This is a genomic window from Myxococcales bacterium (assembly GCA_016706225.1).
Lineage (GTDB): Bacteria > Myxococcota_A > Polyangia > Polyangiales > Polyangiaceae > JADJKB01.
In genome coordinates this window covers 767,606-783,640 of sequence record JADJKB010000022.1, presented here as the reverse complement: position 1 = coordinate 783,640, position 16,035 = coordinate 767,606, and the positions used below count along the sequence as shown (strand labels likewise).

Sequence of the window (16,035 nt, the reverse complement as noted above, 5' to 3'; positions counted from 1 at the left end):
GTAGCCGGGACAGGGACATGCGGTGGTACTCCCGGGGGAGCAGGGGCCACCACCCGAGCTTCCGCCTTGTCCACCGGCACCGGACGTAGAGCCCGCGCCACCTTCGCCACCGCCGTCACCCCGTGTGGAGCCCCCACAGGCGGGCGTGGCGCAAGAAAGCGCCACACCCGTTGCAGCCACCACCAACAACCTCAAGGCAACACCACCCGTGACCTACTGCTCGTCGGTTCCAGCACCGCCCGCGCTGAATCCGGGTGCAACGCCAGTTGGGTCCGGACCGTCGACCTTCGGGCTCACCACCATTGCAGCCTGCCCGATGAGCTTCTGTCGCGGTGCTTCCGCAAGTGTGGCGAGGTCAATTGAGCCGTTCCCCGCTTTGCCGCTTGGTCCGGCGGCGCGTTGGCGCGGCGGCGGACCGTCGCGGATCGTCGCGGGAGCCTCCGCTTGAATGGGTGTGAAGTCGCGGTTGGTACACACCACCAACCCCACGACGCCCGAGCACGCTAGAAGGAAAAGGGATTTCGAGCTTCGCATCACAAATCCCACTGATTATAGAAATAGCAACGGCCCTTCGCATTGATGGAGCTGCCGGACCCGCCCTGCCATGAGCGTGCGTACCAGAGGAATCGCCCGCCGCCTGCGTCCACTGGGTAGATCCGCACTTTCTCTCCGCCGCCTGCGAACTTCCCGTGGATGTGGGTGAAGTAGCAGATTGCATCGTCGGTATACACGCCCAGGTTGAGCGTGACGTTGCCCGAGACACTGAACGGCACCCCCGTGAAGTGGCACGCCTTTCCTCCCGACGGCGTGCCCACGAACAACGAATTCGCTTGCGCGCGGATGCCGTAGTTGGAATCGACCTCTTGGCAGTCATTCGAGCTGAGGATCGAGGAACCGAACGGATTCGAGGACTGGGCGACATCGACCGACTCGCCACCACCAGCCGTTCTGCCCGGTCCGGGCATGCCGGGCCATGCCTGTTCGATTGTCGCCGCATCGCCCCACCAGGCGTTGCTCTGGTCATGATCGCAGCTGCCGCCGCTCGCGCCAGCCCACGTGCTGATGTTCTCCGTCGAAACCCAGACGACGTCGTTGGCTCCGTCGCCGGTGAAGCACGACCGGGGCGCGCACGCAGCTTCGCCGTACTCCTGAGTCGCGCGGGTGGTCAACCACCACCAACCATCATTGCGCATCTCCACGTTGATCCCAACGTCGTAGCCCTTTTCGCCATCGAAACGACCCGCCGCCTGCGTCAACCAACAGACCCAAGTGCTGATCGGTCGCATGGCAATGGCACCGCCGTTCTGTGCGGTGGCCCAAGCGAGGTTCGAGTGAGGACACTGTCCGAGCGCGCCGGACGCCGTTGCGGTCGCCTCGTCGTCAGGATCTGAACCGGAGCACGAGGCCATCAACGGGACCGCGAGGAAGGTCGCGCTAGCAATCACCATGGAGCGCATGGTGATGGAGCGCATGGTGATGGAGCGCATGGTGATGGAGCGCATGGTGATGGAGCGCACCACCGCTGTCAACGCGGAGTGCCTCGCGGGCCTCGCGGCTGCCGAGCTTCCCGGCTTCCCGGCCGGGGGCGCGCGCCCTCGTCTGCGTCGTGGTGATTGGGACCGCGTGCCTGCCTCGTGGATGCGGCCTGTCGCAAGCCGCATCCGGCTCGAGGCGATCGGCTTGAGCTGCTCGGCGAGAAGGACGATCAGTGGAACGATCAAAGCCCGGGTCGACAAGTGCGCCGGTCCGGCGGAGGGGGGGTGGTTGCTGGCGCACTCGAAGATCAACAGCTTCCCTCGCACCCAGTCTCCAGGCTTCAGCAAGTGCACGTCGTGGGTGCTTCCCGGACTGATCTGAATTGTCCGCGGGCCGCGACCCACCGCCGCGGTCGCGCTCGCTTCGCTCGCGCGAGCCTGGACCCGGTCTGCGCGCGGCGGGGGATCGCGATCGCTCCTTGGAGCAGAAAGAGAGATGAAGATGTTGCGGATCCATTCGGAGGTGCTGGAGGTCGTTCGTCAGCTGCGGGGCGTCATGGCCGTCATCGATCGCAAGGACCGGGCGCGGGTGCAGGGGGCAGGGGGCAGAGGGAACGCGATGTGGGGTGGGGGTTGGGCGGGGGGCAAGAGGGAGGAGGGAAGAGGGAAGAGGGAAGAGGGGTGGGGGACTGCTCGTGCGGTTTTTGATTTTACCGCCGTGCTCGACCGCGTCCAGGCCGGGGCCGCGGCTCTCGCCGCGGTCGCGCTCGCTTCGCTCGCGCGAGCCTGGACCCGGTCTGCGCGCGGCGGGGATCGCGATCGCTCCTTGGAGCAGAAAGAGAGATGAAGATGTTGCGGATCCATTCGGAGGTGCTGGGGGTCGTTCGTCAGCTGCGGGGCGTCATGGCCGTCATCGATCGCAAGGACCGGGACCTCGGGCGGCAGCTTCGGCGCTGCTCGGCCAGCGTTGGTTTGAACTTGGCCGAGGGCATGTACTCGAGGGGGCGCAATCGCGCCGCGAAGTATCACGTCGCACTCGGGTCAGCGCGGGAGATGCTCGCGTGCCTCGAGCTCGCCGATGCGTTTGGCTACGTCGCACCGCTCGACGACGAGATGCGCGGGACGTTCAATCGCATCATTGGGTCGCTCGTGCGGTTGGTGGAGCGGGCGGGGTGAGGGCTGGGTGCGCGGGGATGGCGTGCCCGCCGCACTCGGTTGCTGCCCGGCGAGAGTGCGCGTGTGCAGGGGCAGGGGGCACACAGCTCTCCCACCGAACCAAGAGGCGGACCTGGAACTCGAAGCGGCAGAGAAAAGAGAGGGCCTCGCCGCCAGGAAAGGTCAACGGAGCGAGGCCGGTCGAAGCCAAGAAAATACATGTATCTTCCTGTGCTCGCGTCGGGTTCTTGCGGGATTTTGGGGCTTTAATTTGTGCTCACCGTGGAAACCACTAGCCTGCCAATCGTCCCCTCTTCGAACGTTTGCTAGCCGAAATGGGTATCCAGTCAGTCCTCAGTCTCCGCGACGTTCGTTCGAACGTTGTCGGCTTTTCTCCCCTGAGCGTGTCTCGGATGACGGGGATTAGCCAGGCGCGCCTTCAGGCTCTCGAGGACGGCAGTCAGGAGCTGCTGGTCTGGGAAGCGGAGGCGCTGTCGCGGCTCTACGGAATAGACGCAGATGTGTTGTCTTCTGCTCCAATTCACATTTCCCCGGGTGACGTGGTCGCTACGCTTGCCAGCGTCGACGAATTTCACCAGATCGGAGACCAGGCCCGTGCGCGCGTGGTCGCTGCCGCGCGTGCAGCGCGTGACGTCGTCAAGCTGCGTAGGCTTCTGTCGGTTCAGCATCAACTTCATGTGCCGCGCGTCCAAGTCCCGCACGAAGCCGATGCCGTTCCATACCAGGAAGGAGCTGAGGCGGCACGCCACGTACGCACGGACTGGGGCTTGGACCAGGATGTCATCCGTTCGATGCGCGACCTCGTTGCCAGTAAGTTGCCCGGGATCGCTGTTCTTTACGCACGTCTTGGTAATTCAGGGCCGGCGGGACTCACGTTCGCCGGGCCGACGTTTGGGCCGGCAATCGTGCTGAACCTGGAAGGAAAGAATCGCAACCCGGCGGTTCGCCGGTTCAGCCTGGCACACGAACTGTATCACTTGCTCTGTGATTGGGATCATGTCGAACCGCTCGCGACGCTTTCTGGGTATCTAGAAGATCTCACGCTGGAGCGCGAGCAGCGCGCTAACGCTTTCGGCATCCGGCTGCTCTGCCCCGAAGCCAAGGTCAACGAACTTCCTTGGGGTGACGACATCGGAAATGCAAAAGTCCTAATCGCGAAGTGGGGTCTGCATTACAGTGCGGCGAGACTGTACCTGCGCAACCTGCGCAACCTTGCCTTGCCACCAAGTCCACCCAATGAGGTTGTCGAGCAGGGCGCAGATTCTTGGTGGGAAGACGGCGAGAAGCCCCAGGGGCTCGAGGGCTTTCCTCTCCCAGACGTGCCCTCTGAACGCCGGACTCTCGTGGCGAGGCTGGCCGCGGAGGCCTACTCACGTCGGCTGCTGCAACGTGACACCTTCGCTGAGTTCCTGGACGTCGCCCCCGATGCAGAGGTAGAGCTCGTGCTTGATGCGTTCGGGATGGACGTGCCCGAGGCTGCGTGAGTGAGTACTGGGTCGACTCCGACGCCTTTCACTGCTTGCGGAAGCTCGCCTTCGGAAAGACGACCCTCTTATCCGTCCTGATGGCGCACCCGGCAATTCGACCGATAGTCATGGCCGGGCATGCTGCGCATCATGAACTGAACAGCGTGCAGGTCGAGGTCTCCAAGTACGAACGGGAGGGGGCTCTCATCGTTCGTTCAGCCAAAGCCAATGACTCAGAATACAAGCGCCTGAGACGCGAGACCCACAAAGGCGAAGCTGAGGCGATCGTGCTCATTCGAGCCCTGGAGAGAGCCCAACGCCCCGTCTTCGTTACTCGCGACGCTCAGGCGACTGCAACTGCCCAAGCGGAGGGCCTGCGTGTCACCGATGTCTTCGGCGTGGTCGTTGAGTTGATTCAGCTGCAGGCTTTGAGCCTTGACGACGCATCGGTCGCACTCGCGCCATGGGATGACCGTTCCAGAGAGATCTGCAGACCTCGAGACTGGAACGGCTTCGATGCAACGCTTCGCCTTCGGCAAGCACGTGGGTACCCGTACTCCTGAAGGTTTTGCGGCAAGGGGGAGGCAGGCTCGCGGCCGACTGCACGCGTCTGTGGTGCTTCGCGCTGGCTGGTAGCTCCGCGGCGAGAGTGCGCGGGTGCAGGGGGCAGAGGGCAGGGGGAACGCGATGTGGGGTGGGGGTTGGGCGGGGGGCAAGAGGGAGGAGGGAAGAGGGAAGAGGGGTGGGGACTGCTCGTGCGGTTTTTGATTTCCGCCGTGCCGACCCCGGCCCCCGCTCCCCGCTCTTCGCGCGAGCCTGACCCGTCTCGCCCGGGACCGACCCCGGAGCAGAAAGAGAGGAAGATGTTGCGGATCCATTCGGAGGTGCTGGAGGTCTCGTCAGCTGCGGGCGCAGGCCGCATCGATCGCAGGACCGGGCGCGGGGGGCAGAGGGCAGGGGGAACGCGATGTGGGGTGGGGGTTGGGCGGGGGGCAAGAGGGAGGAGGGAAGAGGGAAGAGGGGTGGGGGACTGCTCGTGCGGTTTTTGATTTTACCGCCGTGCTCGACCGCGTCCAGGCCGGGGCCGCGGCTCTCGCCGCGGTCGCGCTCGCTTCGCTCGCGCGAGCCTGGACCCGGTCTGCGCGCGGCGGGGGATCGCGATCGCTCCTTGGAGCAGAAAGAGAGATGAAGATGTTGCGGATCCATTCGGAGGTGCTGGGGGTCGTTCGTCAGCTGCGGGGCGTCATGGCCGTCATCGATCGCAAGGACCGGGATCTCGGGCGGCAGCTTCGGCGCTGCTCCGCCAGCGTTGGTTTGAACTTGGCCGAGGGCATGTACTCGAGGGGGCGCAATCGCGCGGCGAAGTATCACGTCGCACTCGGGTCAGCGCGGGAGATGCTCGCGTGCCTAGAGCTCGCCGATGCGTTCGGCTACGTCGCGCCGCTCGACGACGAGATGCGCGGGACGTTCAATCGCATCATTGGGTCGCTCGTGCGGTTGGTGGAGCGGGCGGGGTGAGGGCTGGGTGCGCTGCGCTGGATGGCGTTCACCCTACCTACGCGCTCGACAGGCCCGCGGGGTCTCGAGATCTGCGCTGAGCTCGAGAACAGGCCGCGCCAACGTCGAATGACGGTACCCTGCGCCCGGCGGCGCCCCCGAGGGGTTGTGACTGCGCTATGCTGAGAGCCGGATGCTCACGGAATCACAGCTCGCCGACGTCGTTCGCTGCCTCGAGCGCGAGACGTCGCTCGCCGCCCTGTGGCTGTTCGGGTCCGAGGCTCGGGGTGGCGCGCGTGCGGACTCGGACGTCGATCTGGCGGCGCTCTTCGTCGAGTCGCCGACGCCTGCGGTCCGGCTCGAGCTCTCCGCAGCGCTCTCTCGGCTGCTCGCGCGCGAGGTCGATCTGGTCGATCTCGGCACTGGCTCTCCGGCGATCGCGATGCAGGTCCTGCGTCACGGTCGGCTCCTCGTCGATCGTCGGCCGGAGCTGCGGGTGAGCTTCGCCACAGTGCTGCCATCCCGCTACGAAGATCTGCGGATCGTTCGGGCGCCCATCGAGGCCGCCATCGCGGAGCGCATGCATGGTCGAACGTGACGTCGTCCTGGCGAAGGTCGCCGCCATCGACCGTAGTCTGGCCCGGATCCGCGATGTGCGGGCCGGAGGCAAGCGCCAGCTGCTGCCCATCGACGTCGAAGACATCGTGGTGCTCAACCTGCAGCGTGCCGCGCAAGCCGCCATCGACCTCGCGGCGCACGTCGCCGCCACCGAGGCCTACGGGCTGCCGACGGACCTCGCCGACGCATTCTCGATGCTGGAGCGACACGGCGTGATCGCCGCGGAGCTGGCCGCGCGGCTTCGCAAGATGGTGGGGTTCAGGAACATCGCCGTCCACCAGTACGAGACGCTGGACCCGCGAGTGATCGACGCCATCGTCGAGCAGCGGCTCGGCGACTTTCAGTTGCTCGCCGATGCCGTCACGAAACGTTTCGGCGTGCTCTGACGCTGGCTCCTTCGCGGCTCGGATCGGAGTCGCGCGACCTCGTTGGCGGATCGGCCGGGGGCTCGAGCGGCGGCACGTCGAGCGGCGGTACGGGAACTGGCGGTACTGAAACCGGCGGCACCTCGAGCGGCGGCGCGGGCACCGGTGGCACCTCGAGCGGTGGCAGCGCCGGGACTCAAACCGGCGGGACGTGGGACGCGAATACTGGGCGATCTTCTCGGCGCCCGTCGGAGGCGGAGGCTCCGTGACCGAATTCTGGGGCAGCCTTCACACCAACAACGCGTTTGCTGCAGACGCGACCCACCTGTTCGCGCTCACCTCGCAGGCTGGCCAGTTCAACGCCGTCAAGCGCGCCAAGTCGGGCGGAGCGGTCGCCCAGATCGGACAACTTCCAGCGGGCTCCTCCCAGCTGATTGCCGTGGACGCGACTCACATGTGGTTGAGCGTCACGCAGCTTCCCACGGCCAAGCTCTACAAACTGGCGAAGTAGGCCGAGACGGTTCAGTGTTCGCGCCCGCGTGAGCCCCGAACCGCGTCGGCTCGGGGCTGTCGCGCAACCATGGCTCGGTCGGCGAGTCGCTCAGGCCGGGCGTCGGGCGGTGAGAATGCGCCGCTCGGCGGCGACGAACGCGTCGTCGCGGGTGCCGTTCTCGAGGGCGGCCGCGAACGCCTCGAGCGCGGTCAGGTCGAAGCTGGATAGTTCGCTACCTCCCATCGTCAGGCCGCGGCGAGCGTAGCGGGCCAGCCAGCGGCGGCCGACAGCGTCGAGCGGCGCGTCGTGACGGAACACCACGGTCCGGTCGGTGGTGTCCACGAGGCCGGCTCGGGCGAGGTCCGATGGCCAGTCGTGCCCGACCGCGTCGAACCCCAGTCGCTCGCGGAGCGCCAAAGTGGCGGCCTGCTCCAGACGTTGCCAGCAGCCCCCGGCGACGAGCGGGTCCCCGGGTGGGAGTACGTCCAGCCGACCGGCGAGTTCGAGCATCACGAACGTCCCGGCAGGGCGGAGCAGGCCCCGGAGGCGGCGCAGGACGGCGACCGGGTCGGCTACGTGATGGACGACCATCGACGCCCACACGACGTCCGACGGCGGCAGCTCGGGGATGTCGCGCTCGATGTCGGCCTCGACCGCACGGACGCGTCCTGCGACCCCATCCGCGGCGGCACGGCGCCGCAGGCGATCCAGCAACGGACCGGACGAATCGAGTGCAGTGACCTCGGCGGAGGGGAAGTGCCGCGCCAGCTCACACGTGACGACGCCCGGCCCGCAGCCGGCGTCGACGACGTGGGACGCTTCGTCAGGGTTGAGCCCGGGGCGGAGCGCGTCGACGATCGCTTTGACGAGCGGGAGCGTCATCTTGCCGTCCAGCTCGAGACTTTCCACCATGGACTGCCAGTCGAACTCGCCGCCGTGGTGGTGCTGACCGTGCCCGCTCATGGCGTGACACTACCCCACCGCTGAGTGAAGACGATGGGCGGGTATTGGAAACGCAGCTCCACAGAGCCTCTCGCTAGCGGCCCGACCAGGCCGACGAGGCCGCGGGAGCGCGCGGCGCTTCTGTTATCACGGTCGAGATTCTACGGTGTCCCACGCAGCACGAAGTCGATGTCCTTGGTGGCGCGGGGGCGCCCGTGGAAGGCCACTGCGGTCGCAGAGCCTTCGCCGAAGACATCCAACGAGTGTGTGTTGCCCGCACGCGTGGCTGGCGATAACTTCCGCCCGAGGAGAGACCAATGTCCGACGAAGACCTCAAAGCAGAGCTGGAACGACTCCGAGCCGAGAACGAGAAGCTCAAGCAGAAAGGCAGCCGCGCCATCTCGCTGAAGGTCTCCGAGAAAGGCGGCCTGTCCGTTTACGGTCTCGGTCGCTTCCCCGTCACTCTGTACAAGGAGCAATGGGCGAAGCTGCTGGACATGGCCGACGAGATCCGAGCGTTCATCAACGAGAACGAGTCGAAGTTGAAGACGAAGGGCGGGTAGGTCGGACGATGCTGCCTCGCGAGTCCGCTGGGGACCACACCACAATCTCCGGCGTCGAACGGGAGCGCGCCGCTGGACGACCTGCCGACCGACCGCTAGGCTTGGGCGTCGTGCCAGATCGTCGTCGGAGCTTGGCTGCCGTTTGTCTGACCCTGGCCTTTGTCGCGTGCAGCTCGACCACCACCAACCCCGATGGAAATTCGAGTGGAGGGAGCTCCGGATCGGGAGCTGACGGAGGAAGCGGTGGCGTATCCAGCGGGGGAAAGCCCAGTGGCGGTGCACCGAGTGGCGGCGGCGTGACCAACGGCGGTGCACCGAGCGGCGGCGGCGTGACCAGCGGCGGTGCACCCAGTGGCGGCGGCGTGACCAGCGGCGGTGCACCCAGTGGCGGGGGCGCGCCCACCGGCGGCTCGGGGGGCAGTGGGACCGACGCGGGGTGCTCGACGACCGACTGCAAGGCAGCCCTCAGCTGCTGCGGACCGAGCGGGTCGGCGGTGCAAAGCATCGAAGAGGCCATGAAGAGCGCCGGCGTGTGCGAAACGACGTCGCCCTGCGACGATACCTTCTGCATGGAGCTGTGCGCCGCCACGGGGAACCTCGACGCATACAAGTCGTGTCTGGGCTGCATGAAGGACAACTCGATAAAGCTCAACTGTGCGACCGGCTCGGCTTGCGCCGCCTTTGAGGCCTGTTTGGGGCCCTGCGCGCCGTGATGCGCGTGCGGTGACAGCCCTCAGCCGCGACGCGCCCGCACTGATGTACACTCCGCCCCCATGGGGAGAACCGCGCACCTGGCTGCGACGAGAGTCGCTGCTCTGTTCTTGATTGCGCTCGGTTGCGCGAGCGCCTGTGGCGACTCCGGCGACTCGAAGAGCGGTGGGGGCAGTAGTGTCTGGGCTCCGACGACGGTTCCGTTCGATCCGACGTGCAAGGACTGTGAAGAGGTCGGGAAGGTCAACCTCCCCCACATGGGCGAAGCCCGGCTCATGGCAAACTCCCGCGTCGACGATCCCACCGCCCAGTGGACCCGTTGTGTGAACGGTATCCTCGACTGCATCGAGGAGACGCGCGACGAGAGCGCCTGTGTCGCGAAGTCGTCCTGCCCGGGGCCCTGCAAGGCCGACTACAAGACTCACCTGAGCGCCCTCGGTCACTCGGAGCTGGCCGATCGCTGGGCTGCGCTCCGCGCGGTCTTCGAAGCACCCACCTCGCGCTGTGCACTGCCTTCGAACTTGAACCCCGAGGTGACACCGTGAGCCGCCGCGTGCGTACGGTCGTTGGGCTCGCGACCGTCGCGGTCGCTTGCCTCGCCGCGGGACCGGCTTCGGGATGGGACGTCGGGCTCGACGCGGAAGAGGGCTGGAAGTCCATCTACTGCTCCCACGTCGCCGATGTGGATGTGACGTTCAAGCAGGACAAGAACGACCAGCCCATCGAGAACACCGGCAGCATGCATACGGGGGACAAGAAACTCCTGGGCAACGAGCACGCGGAGATCTCCGACCACGTGCTGTGGCTGATCGATCCCAAGCTCGGCCAGATGTTCGGCACCGCAGCGTGCCAGAGCACCGCGACGGCGGACGTCAACTGCCCGCGCATGGTGGATCTGAACGCTAGCTGGCTGCGGCGCGGCATCGTGCACCCGGCGCCCAAACAAGGCGAGCCCAACCCCAACCTCGCCGGCGACATCGAGAAGACCGCCCTGGAAGAGCGGCGGTTCCCCCCCTTGGCAATGTGGTCTTCGCTGCCCGATTTTGCGTACACGGTGTACGACTGGATCAACGCGCGCCGGCTGTGCCCGCCGCTTCCCCAGGACGCGGACCAGCGCAAGCTGTGCCACGTCTACACCGCATGGCTCGGCGCGGGCCTCAACAGCACACACTTCGGTCACCTACCGCTGCGGGTGTACGCGCGTCATCACGAGATCGCGCTGTCGTTGGCCGTGAAGGCGCGCGAGCTGCGCGAGACCCTGAAGGCGGGCAACGCCGACATCTGGCACAGCGAGTACGTGAAGGAGCTCGAGCGGCTTGCGCTCGCGTACGAGGCCGCCGGTCAGCACTTCGTGCAAGATCGCTGGGCGTCCGGCCACATGATCGCACGCTGGGGAGCGGGTTCGTACGCGGAGCTGCCGCGCGTCGGCGGTGCAAAACCAAAACTCGACGACGCCGTCATGACCGGGGTGCTCACCGGCATCTTGCACGGGAGCCAGGCTGTCTTTCATCACCCCGACCCTCTCGGTGCACCGCTGCTGGACACCGAAGGGCCAAAGGGCCTGTTGAACTTCTTGCTGCTCGGCGCGCTGCCTGACAACAAAGGCACACTCGCGCGCTGGCGCTACACCCACGACAACAAATTCTCACCCCCCACTCAGACCCAAGCGTGCATCGGGGACTACCTCTTCAAGCCGTTGATGGTCAGCTCGTACAGCGGAGTGAAGGGTGTCTCCGTCACGCCGCCCATCTCGCTCGCCAGCGCCGTCAATCAGCGCAAGGGGATGGTCTACTGCGGCGCCCAGGGTTTTCGCCACGTGATCGCGGCGCTCGAGAAGAACCCCTCGACCGCCACCAGCTTCGGCATGCTCGAGCTGCCGCTGCCGGAGCCCGAGCAAGCCGAGCTGAAGTACGAGTGGGTCCCGGGCGCTTTGCGCTTCGGGCAGAACCCCGCCGAAGATCCGCTGTGTAACAGCCAGTGGGTGACCAACGAGTCCTGGTACATGGGGATCCGGACCATCGCGGGCCAGACGTCGTTCCACGAAGATCTCGCGGTCGTCGCCAAGGTCGCACTCACCGATCCCGACGCCGTGTACACGCCGCCGGCGCTGCGCATCTTGCCGGCCTACACCCTCGCGCGAATGGCCGGCATGGAGCAGGTGCTCTACGACCAAGCGCACCGGAAACGTCCCGACGGCAGTGTGGATTACGGCACCGAGATGGCGCGCAACAGCCCTACCCTCTACGCGAACGGTTTCTGGTGGAAGGGCAACCAGAACTACGCGCTCCCCGAGTACTACGAGCCGGTCGATCTCGACACCCTGCCGGATCTCGATTCGGTCCATGGTCGGGACAAGGCCGCGGTGTACGGGCTGTTCAACAAGGGCGCGGTTCAGCATTGGTGCGGGCAGAGCCTGTCGAAGGACGCGCAGGGCGCGACCACGGGTCGACTCGCCGAGTTGCGGGCTCAGATCGTCTCCACCGTGGGCGACGACGAAACGCGCAAGGTTCTCACGGCCGCGTGTTCGTACCTGGCCGAGCGTGTCCACAAACGCACCGACCCGACCTACGACGGCCCGCGCTCGGAGGTCATGGGAGAGGTTCTGCCGTTCGATCAATCACCCAAACATGGCGCCAGCTACGAGCCCGTGTGCAAACTCCTCGACCAGTCCGGGCTGGTGGCCACGACCGACACGAAGGACGACACCCGCCCGTATCTGCTGCACCCGGGTTACGTGGAGAAGGCTGGTCAGAAGGGAGACGGCGGCCACGCCGCGAAGTCGCTCGAGAACTGGTGCCAGCGCGTCCCCGTGTTCGACGTGACGACGCCGCCATCCAAAGACCGGGACGTCGTCTACACCGTCAACGCGACGTCCAGCCGCTGGTTGGAGCTCCGGGGGCGAAACTTCGGGCTGAAGACGCCGAGCGGCAAGCTTGGCCAGGTGCTGGCCAAGGACTCCGCGGGACAGTGGCAGCCGCTCGACGTCTGGGACGAGGCGAGCAAGGGTGAAAAGGGCGGCTGGTCCGACGACGGCAAGCTCCTCTACGCCCGCCTGCCGCCGGCGAAGAAAGGGTTCCCCACCACCGCCACCAAGCAGATGCCACCGCACCAGCTGCTGAGCCTGGCGCCGAGCGCGTACGAGCTGCGCTTGATTCGGGCCAACGATCCGTTTGCGGATCGAATCGCGCTCCTGTCCGATGGCGGCGAGACGGTCGGCAAGTACGTCGTCGACGTGCACCCGCAGGTGTTGCAAGTGAAGTGGGCCCCCGTCGCCGCCGGGACGCAGGAGATCCGCGGGGAGTTCTGCTACCCGGTATGGCTGCGGCCGCACATCGAGCTGCTTTACCACAGCGCCTTCAAGCTCCAGGCCGGCGTCTACACGCCGCTCACCAGCGTGGGCGACCAATGGTACGAGGACATCCCGTGGCAGCCGACGGCCAGCGTCACGTGTGATCCCGCGAACGAGCGCGCGGGCGTGTCGATCATGAATCCGGACCCGACGATCTTCGACGGCACGGTCGTGTACGTCTTTGCTTACCACTGAGCACCCCATGGCCCGCTCTCTCCGCACCATCGTTGCCACCGCGCTCTTCGCACTCCTCGGTTGCGACACGCTGAACCCGACGGATGCAGGCTCGGACGAGGGAACGACGGACGACCTCGTTTTGTTCAGCAAGGCGCCCGACGTGGGGGCCTGCGTGGCGGGCGCGCTCACCCCGGAGTACCAGGCGCGCGTCGTGCGGCGCATCAACCAGCTCCGGCGCCACCACGAGCTGCCCGATGTCGTGATCTCCAAGGCCGAGCTGGCTGCGGCTCAGGAGGTCGCGCTGGTCGCGGTGGCCAACGCCAAGCTGACGCACAGTCTGCCAGCCAACGCGTTCTGCAACAGCCCCGAGGCGACCACGTCGAGCGCAGAGAGCCTGCTGTTCTTGTCTGCGGGCAACCAGGTGGGCAACGTCCGGGATCCGGATCGTTTTCTGGGCGACTGGCTGCGGGACGTGGACGTACCCAGCCTGGGCCACCGCCGCTGGTTGCTCGATCCGTTCGTGAGCGAGGTGGCGTTCGGCTTCGTGCAAGGCAAGCCGAAGGTGGACTTCCCCTACCAACCCGTCGTGGGCGCTGCGCTGCATGTGGTGGACAAGAAGGACGTGGACCGGACGTGGTGGGCGAGTGACTTCGTGGCCTACCCGTTCGGCCTGTACCCGGCCGCGTTCGTCGACAAGAGCTGGCTGCTGTCGTTCTCGGTCGTCGCGGATCGTAGCCAGCGACTGGGCAGCGTCGATCGCGTGTCGTTCGCCAAGGCAGCGGTCAAGGTGACGGACGAGGCCGGCGTCGCACACGCCGTGGCTGATCTGCAAGGCGCTTACGATCTCACCGGGGTCCCCAACGTGCTCACCTGGCGCACGGATGGGCTTTCCAACGGCATGAAGTACGTCGTGAACGTCAGCGGCGTCACGGTGGACCAACAACCGCGGGACTTCGAGTATTGGTTCCTGCTCATGCCGTAGAGGCGCTGCCTCGGGCGCGCGTGGAGCGTGACGCGCGGAGCTCACCCGACGCACGCCCCCGCGCCCCTTGTCCCCGGGCGGGCGGCTCGTGATAGTGTCGAGCGTCAGTGTCGGGTTGCCTCGAGAGAGTGGACGATGAAAAGAACAGTGATATGGCTCGGGCTGGTGGCTGGTGCGCTGCTCGCGTGCAAGGACTCCAAGCCGGCCGGAAGTTGTGACCGGCACGACGTGGAAGGCTGGGAGTCCTGCTTCGACTATCCCAAGTCGCAGCTCGACTCGGGGAAGAGCTCGTGCTTCGGGGCGAACCCCGGCAAGTGGGCCGATGCTCCGTGCAGTCACGCGGGCGCGCTCGGTGGGTGCAAGTTGGGCACCGGGATCACCAAGTGGTTCTATCCCGGCTCCAAGATCAAGACGGCCGCCGACGCGAAGACGGCCTGCCTCGACACGTGGGTCGATCCCTGACTCGCGACCAACCCGGACCGCAAGCTGGATGCCGGCGGAAATCCGCGGTCGCCGATGCCCTGCCCACTTGCCGGAAGCGCCGCTAGCCTTGGTGTCATGCGGAGCGGGTTCGGCGGTCGGGGACAATTCGCGATCGAGTCGGTCGCGGCCCTGGTTGCGTCGTGTTGCCTCTGCTCGTGCAACGAGACGCCGTCGTCCCCGCCACCTGCTCCCGTGCCACAGCGCGCCAGCGCCACGGCTCGTCCGCCGGGCCCTCCGCCGGCGACGCCGTCCGTGGCGCGCAGCCCCGACCCCGCTGCGGTCGCCGAGATGGATGCGGATGCGGCGTGCGAGCGGCTCTCGACCGGGTGGAATGCCAGCGAGATGGTCTCGGTGTTCCAGCCCTCTGCCACCACACTCGTCACCGTCCGCGTGCTGGCCTGGCAGGTCGACCTCGACGATCGGCCCCTGAAGGTCGAACGCGCGCTCGTCTGGCTGCGCTTCGTGCCCGAGGGCAAGAGCCTATTCTCCATGCTGGCGAACCTGTACCGTCATCCCGATGCCAAGGGGGCCTGGGCAAAGGATGGAGTCACCGACGTCGCGCACACATCGGATCAGCGCTTCGAGCGCGAGCCGACCGCTCGGCTTCGTCTCTTGCAGGTTGACGTGAGCGGTTGGGCTGGCGAGCCTGCTCGGGATGGCGAAAGTACTGGTTGCGGGGGCGACGGGTTATCTGGGGCGACACGTGGTGCGGGCGCTTCACGGCGCGGGGCATGTCGTCCGCGCACTCGCTCGTGATCCCGAGCGGCTGGGCGACGTGCGCTCGTTGGTGAGCGAAGTCGCGGTGGCCGAGGCGACCAAGCCCGAGACCGTGACCGACGTCGTGGGTGACGCGACCGTTCTGGTCAGCTCGCTGGGCAAGCACGACTTCAAGCGCAAACCCAGCGCCTGGGAGGTCGACTTCGCTGCAAATCGCAACCTGCTCGAGCGCGCGCAGGCAGGCGGCGTGCGGCGCGTCGTCTTCGTCTCGGTGTTCCGCGGTCCCGAGCTGCGCAAGGCTGGGATCTCGTCGGCGGAGGCTCGTGAGAGTGTGGTGGACCTGATCCGCGATTCCGGGCTCGAGTACGTGATCGTTCGACCCAACGGCTTCTTCAACGACATGGAAGATTTCTTCAAGATGGCGAAGAGCGGCACGTCATGGGTGATCGGCGACGGCACGAAGCGCATGAATCCGATCCACGGCGCCGACCTCGCGGACGTCGTCGCGCGCAGTGTGGTCGAGCCTGCGGGGGGAGGCGTCGAGCTCGACGTTGGAGGGCCTGACTCGCTCACTCAGCTAGAGATCGCCACGCTTGCGTTCGCTGCGCTCGGGACCAAGCCGAAGATCCGTCGGCTTCCGGCCTGGGTCCTCCGAGGGATGGCGCCGCCGCTCTCGCTCTGGAATCCCTTCGTCGCGGATCTGCTGCGGGCCGTCGCCATCATGAGCAGCGAGGGTGCCGAGGCGCCGAGACATGGCAGCCACCACCTCGCCGACTTCTACCGCGAGCTGGCGGCCGGGCCGGCAAGCCCCGCGCATCCGACTTCGTAGGCGCGCGCTGGTCACGGAACCGGACGGCCACGCGCGGCCTTGCGCCGCCGCGAGCCCAAGACAGCGGCCGCCACCAGCAACATCGAGGCGCCGTCCCCGCCAGGGCTCGGGGTCGTGCGGCAGCCGCAGCCGCCGTCATCGCCACTCAGGGTCTTGGTCTTCTGCCCGCTGCCCCCGCTCGCCGCGCCCGTG

General features: G+C 66.7%; 19 protein-coding genes. 16 read left to right on the top strand and 3 right to left on the bottom strand.

Annotation, left to right across the window (positions count from 1 at the left end):
• Positions 1-213: 213 nt before the first annotated feature.
• Both IPI67_34490 and IPI67_34485 read right to left on the bottom strand, forming a co-directional pair.
• The gene (locus IPI67_34490; GenBank protein ID MBK7585285.1) at positions 214-534 is read right to left on the bottom strand and encodes a hypothetical protein; all 321 of its coding nucleotides are present in this window, start codon (positions 532-534) and stop codon (positions 214-216) included.
• Complete coding sequence (locus IPI67_34485) at positions 534-1,472, bottom strand: hypothetical protein (GenBank protein MBK7585284.1); 939 nt, start codon at positions 1,470-1,472, stop codon at positions 534-536. Before IPI67_34485 ends, IPI67_34490 begins: the two co-directional genes overlap by 1 nt.
• Here IPI67_34485 and IPI67_34480 point away from each other — a divergent pair.
• From IPI67_34480 to IPI67_34445, 8 genes are all read left to right on the top strand, one after another.
• A complete protein-coding gene (locus IPI67_34480) occupies positions 1,447-1,857 on the top strand; it encodes a hypothetical protein (GenBank protein MBK7585283.1) in 411 nt (136 codons plus the stop codon). The two genes, IPI67_34485 and IPI67_34480, sit on opposite strands and share 26 nt — an antisense overlap.
• Before the next feature lie 467 nt (positions 1,858-2,324).
• Positions 2,325-2,651: a four helix bundle protein gene (locus IPI67_34475; protein ID MBK7585282.1), complete on the top strand. Its 327-nt coding sequence runs from the start codon at positions 2,325-2,327 to the stop codon at positions 2,649-2,651.
• 314 nt (positions 2,652-2,965) lie between these two features.
• Positions 2,966-4,135, top strand: a complete 1,170-nt coding sequence (locus IPI67_34470) for a hypothetical protein (protein MBK7585281.1) — start codon at positions 2,966-2,968, stop codon at positions 4,133-4,135.
• Positions 4,132-4,680 carry a hypothetical protein gene (locus IPI67_34465; protein ID MBK7585280.1) on the top strand — a complete coding sequence of 183 codons (549 nt, stop codon included), beginning with the start codon at positions 4,132-4,134 and terminating at the stop codon, positions 4,678-4,680. Before IPI67_34470 ends, IPI67_34465 begins: the two co-directional genes overlap by 4 nt.
• A gap of 628 nt (positions 4,681-5,308) precedes the next feature.
• Positions 5,309-5,635, top strand: coding sequence for a four helix bundle protein (locus tag IPI67_34460; GenBank protein ID MBK7585279.1), 327 nt, complete (start codon positions 5,309-5,311; stop codon positions 5,633-5,635).
• A gap of 172 nt (positions 5,636-5,807) precedes the next feature.
• Positions 5,808-6,212: a nucleotidyltransferase domain-containing protein gene (locus IPI67_34455; protein ID MBK7585278.1), complete on the top strand. Its 405-nt coding sequence runs from the start codon at positions 5,808-5,810 to the stop codon at positions 6,210-6,212.
• Positions 6,199-6,618, top strand: coding sequence for a DUF86 domain-containing protein (locus IPI67_34450; protein ID MBK7585277.1), 420 nt, complete (start codon positions 6,199-6,201; stop codon positions 6,616-6,618). Before IPI67_34455 ends, IPI67_34450 begins: the two co-directional genes overlap by 14 nt.
• Before the next feature lie 244 nt (positions 6,619-6,862).
• Positions 6,863-7,108 (top strand): hypothetical protein, encoded by a 246-nt coding sequence (locus IPI67_34445; GenBank protein MBK7585276.1) that lies wholly within the window; start codon positions 6,863-6,865, stop codon positions 7,106-7,108.
• Between the two features lie 90 nt (positions 7,109-7,198).
• Here the strand turns inward: IPI67_34445 and IPI67_34440 are convergent, their stop codons facing one another.
• A complete protein-coding gene (locus tag IPI67_34440; GenBank protein MBK7585275.1) occupies positions 7,199-8,053 on the bottom strand; it encodes a class I SAM-dependent methyltransferase in 855 nt (284 codons plus the stop codon).
• A gap of 296 nt (positions 8,054-8,349) precedes the next feature.
• On the opposite strand from IPI67_34440, the gene IPI67_34435 reads away from it, so the two are divergent.
• The 8 genes from IPI67_34435 to IPI67_34400 all read left to right on the top strand — a co-directional run bounded on the left by IPI67_34435 (position 8,350) and on the right by IPI67_34400 (position 15,843).
• On the top strand, positions 8,350-8,595 hold the full coding sequence (locus IPI67_34435) for a hypothetical protein (GenBank protein ID MBK7585274.1): 246 nt from the start codon (positions 8,350-8,352) through the stop codon (positions 8,593-8,595).
• 110 nt (positions 8,596-8,705) lie between these two features.
• Positions 8,706-9,308, top strand: coding sequence for a hypothetical protein (locus tag IPI67_34430; protein ID MBK7585273.1), 603 nt, complete (start codon positions 8,706-8,708; stop codon positions 9,306-9,308).
• A gap of 60 nt (positions 9,309-9,368) precedes the next feature.
• A complete protein-coding gene (locus IPI67_34425) occupies positions 9,369-9,851 on the top strand; it encodes a hypothetical protein (protein MBK7585272.1) in 483 nt (160 codons plus the stop codon).
• Positions 9,848-12,850 carry a hypothetical protein gene (locus IPI67_34420; GenBank protein ID MBK7585271.1) on the top strand — a complete coding sequence of 1,001 codons (3,003 nt, stop codon included), beginning with the start codon at positions 9,848-9,850 and terminating at the stop codon, positions 12,848-12,850. Before IPI67_34425 ends, IPI67_34420 begins: the two co-directional genes overlap by 4 nt.
• Before the next feature lie 7 nt (positions 12,851-12,857).
• Positions 12,858-13,814, top strand: a complete 957-nt coding sequence (locus tag IPI67_34415; protein ID MBK7585270.1) for a hypothetical protein — start codon at positions 12,858-12,860, stop codon at positions 13,812-13,814.
• Positions 13,815-13,949: 135 nt separating this feature from the next.
• On the top strand, positions 13,950-14,276 hold the full coding sequence (locus tag IPI67_34410) for a hypothetical protein (GenBank protein ID MBK7585269.1): 327 nt from the start codon (positions 13,950-13,952) through the stop codon (positions 14,274-14,276).
• Positions 14,277-14,372: 96 nt separating this feature from the next.
• The gene (locus tag IPI67_34405; protein ID MBK7585268.1) at positions 14,373-15,053 is read left to right on the top strand and encodes a hypothetical protein; all 681 of its coding nucleotides are present in this window, start codon (positions 14,373-14,375) and stop codon (positions 15,051-15,053) included.
• Positions 14,953-15,843 (top strand): NAD(P)H-binding protein, encoded by an 891-nt coding sequence (locus IPI67_34400; protein ID MBK7585267.1) that lies wholly within the window; start codon positions 14,953-14,955, stop codon positions 15,841-15,843. Before IPI67_34405 ends, IPI67_34400 begins: the two co-directional genes overlap by 101 nt.
• Positions 15,844-16,035: the final 192 nt, after the last annotated feature.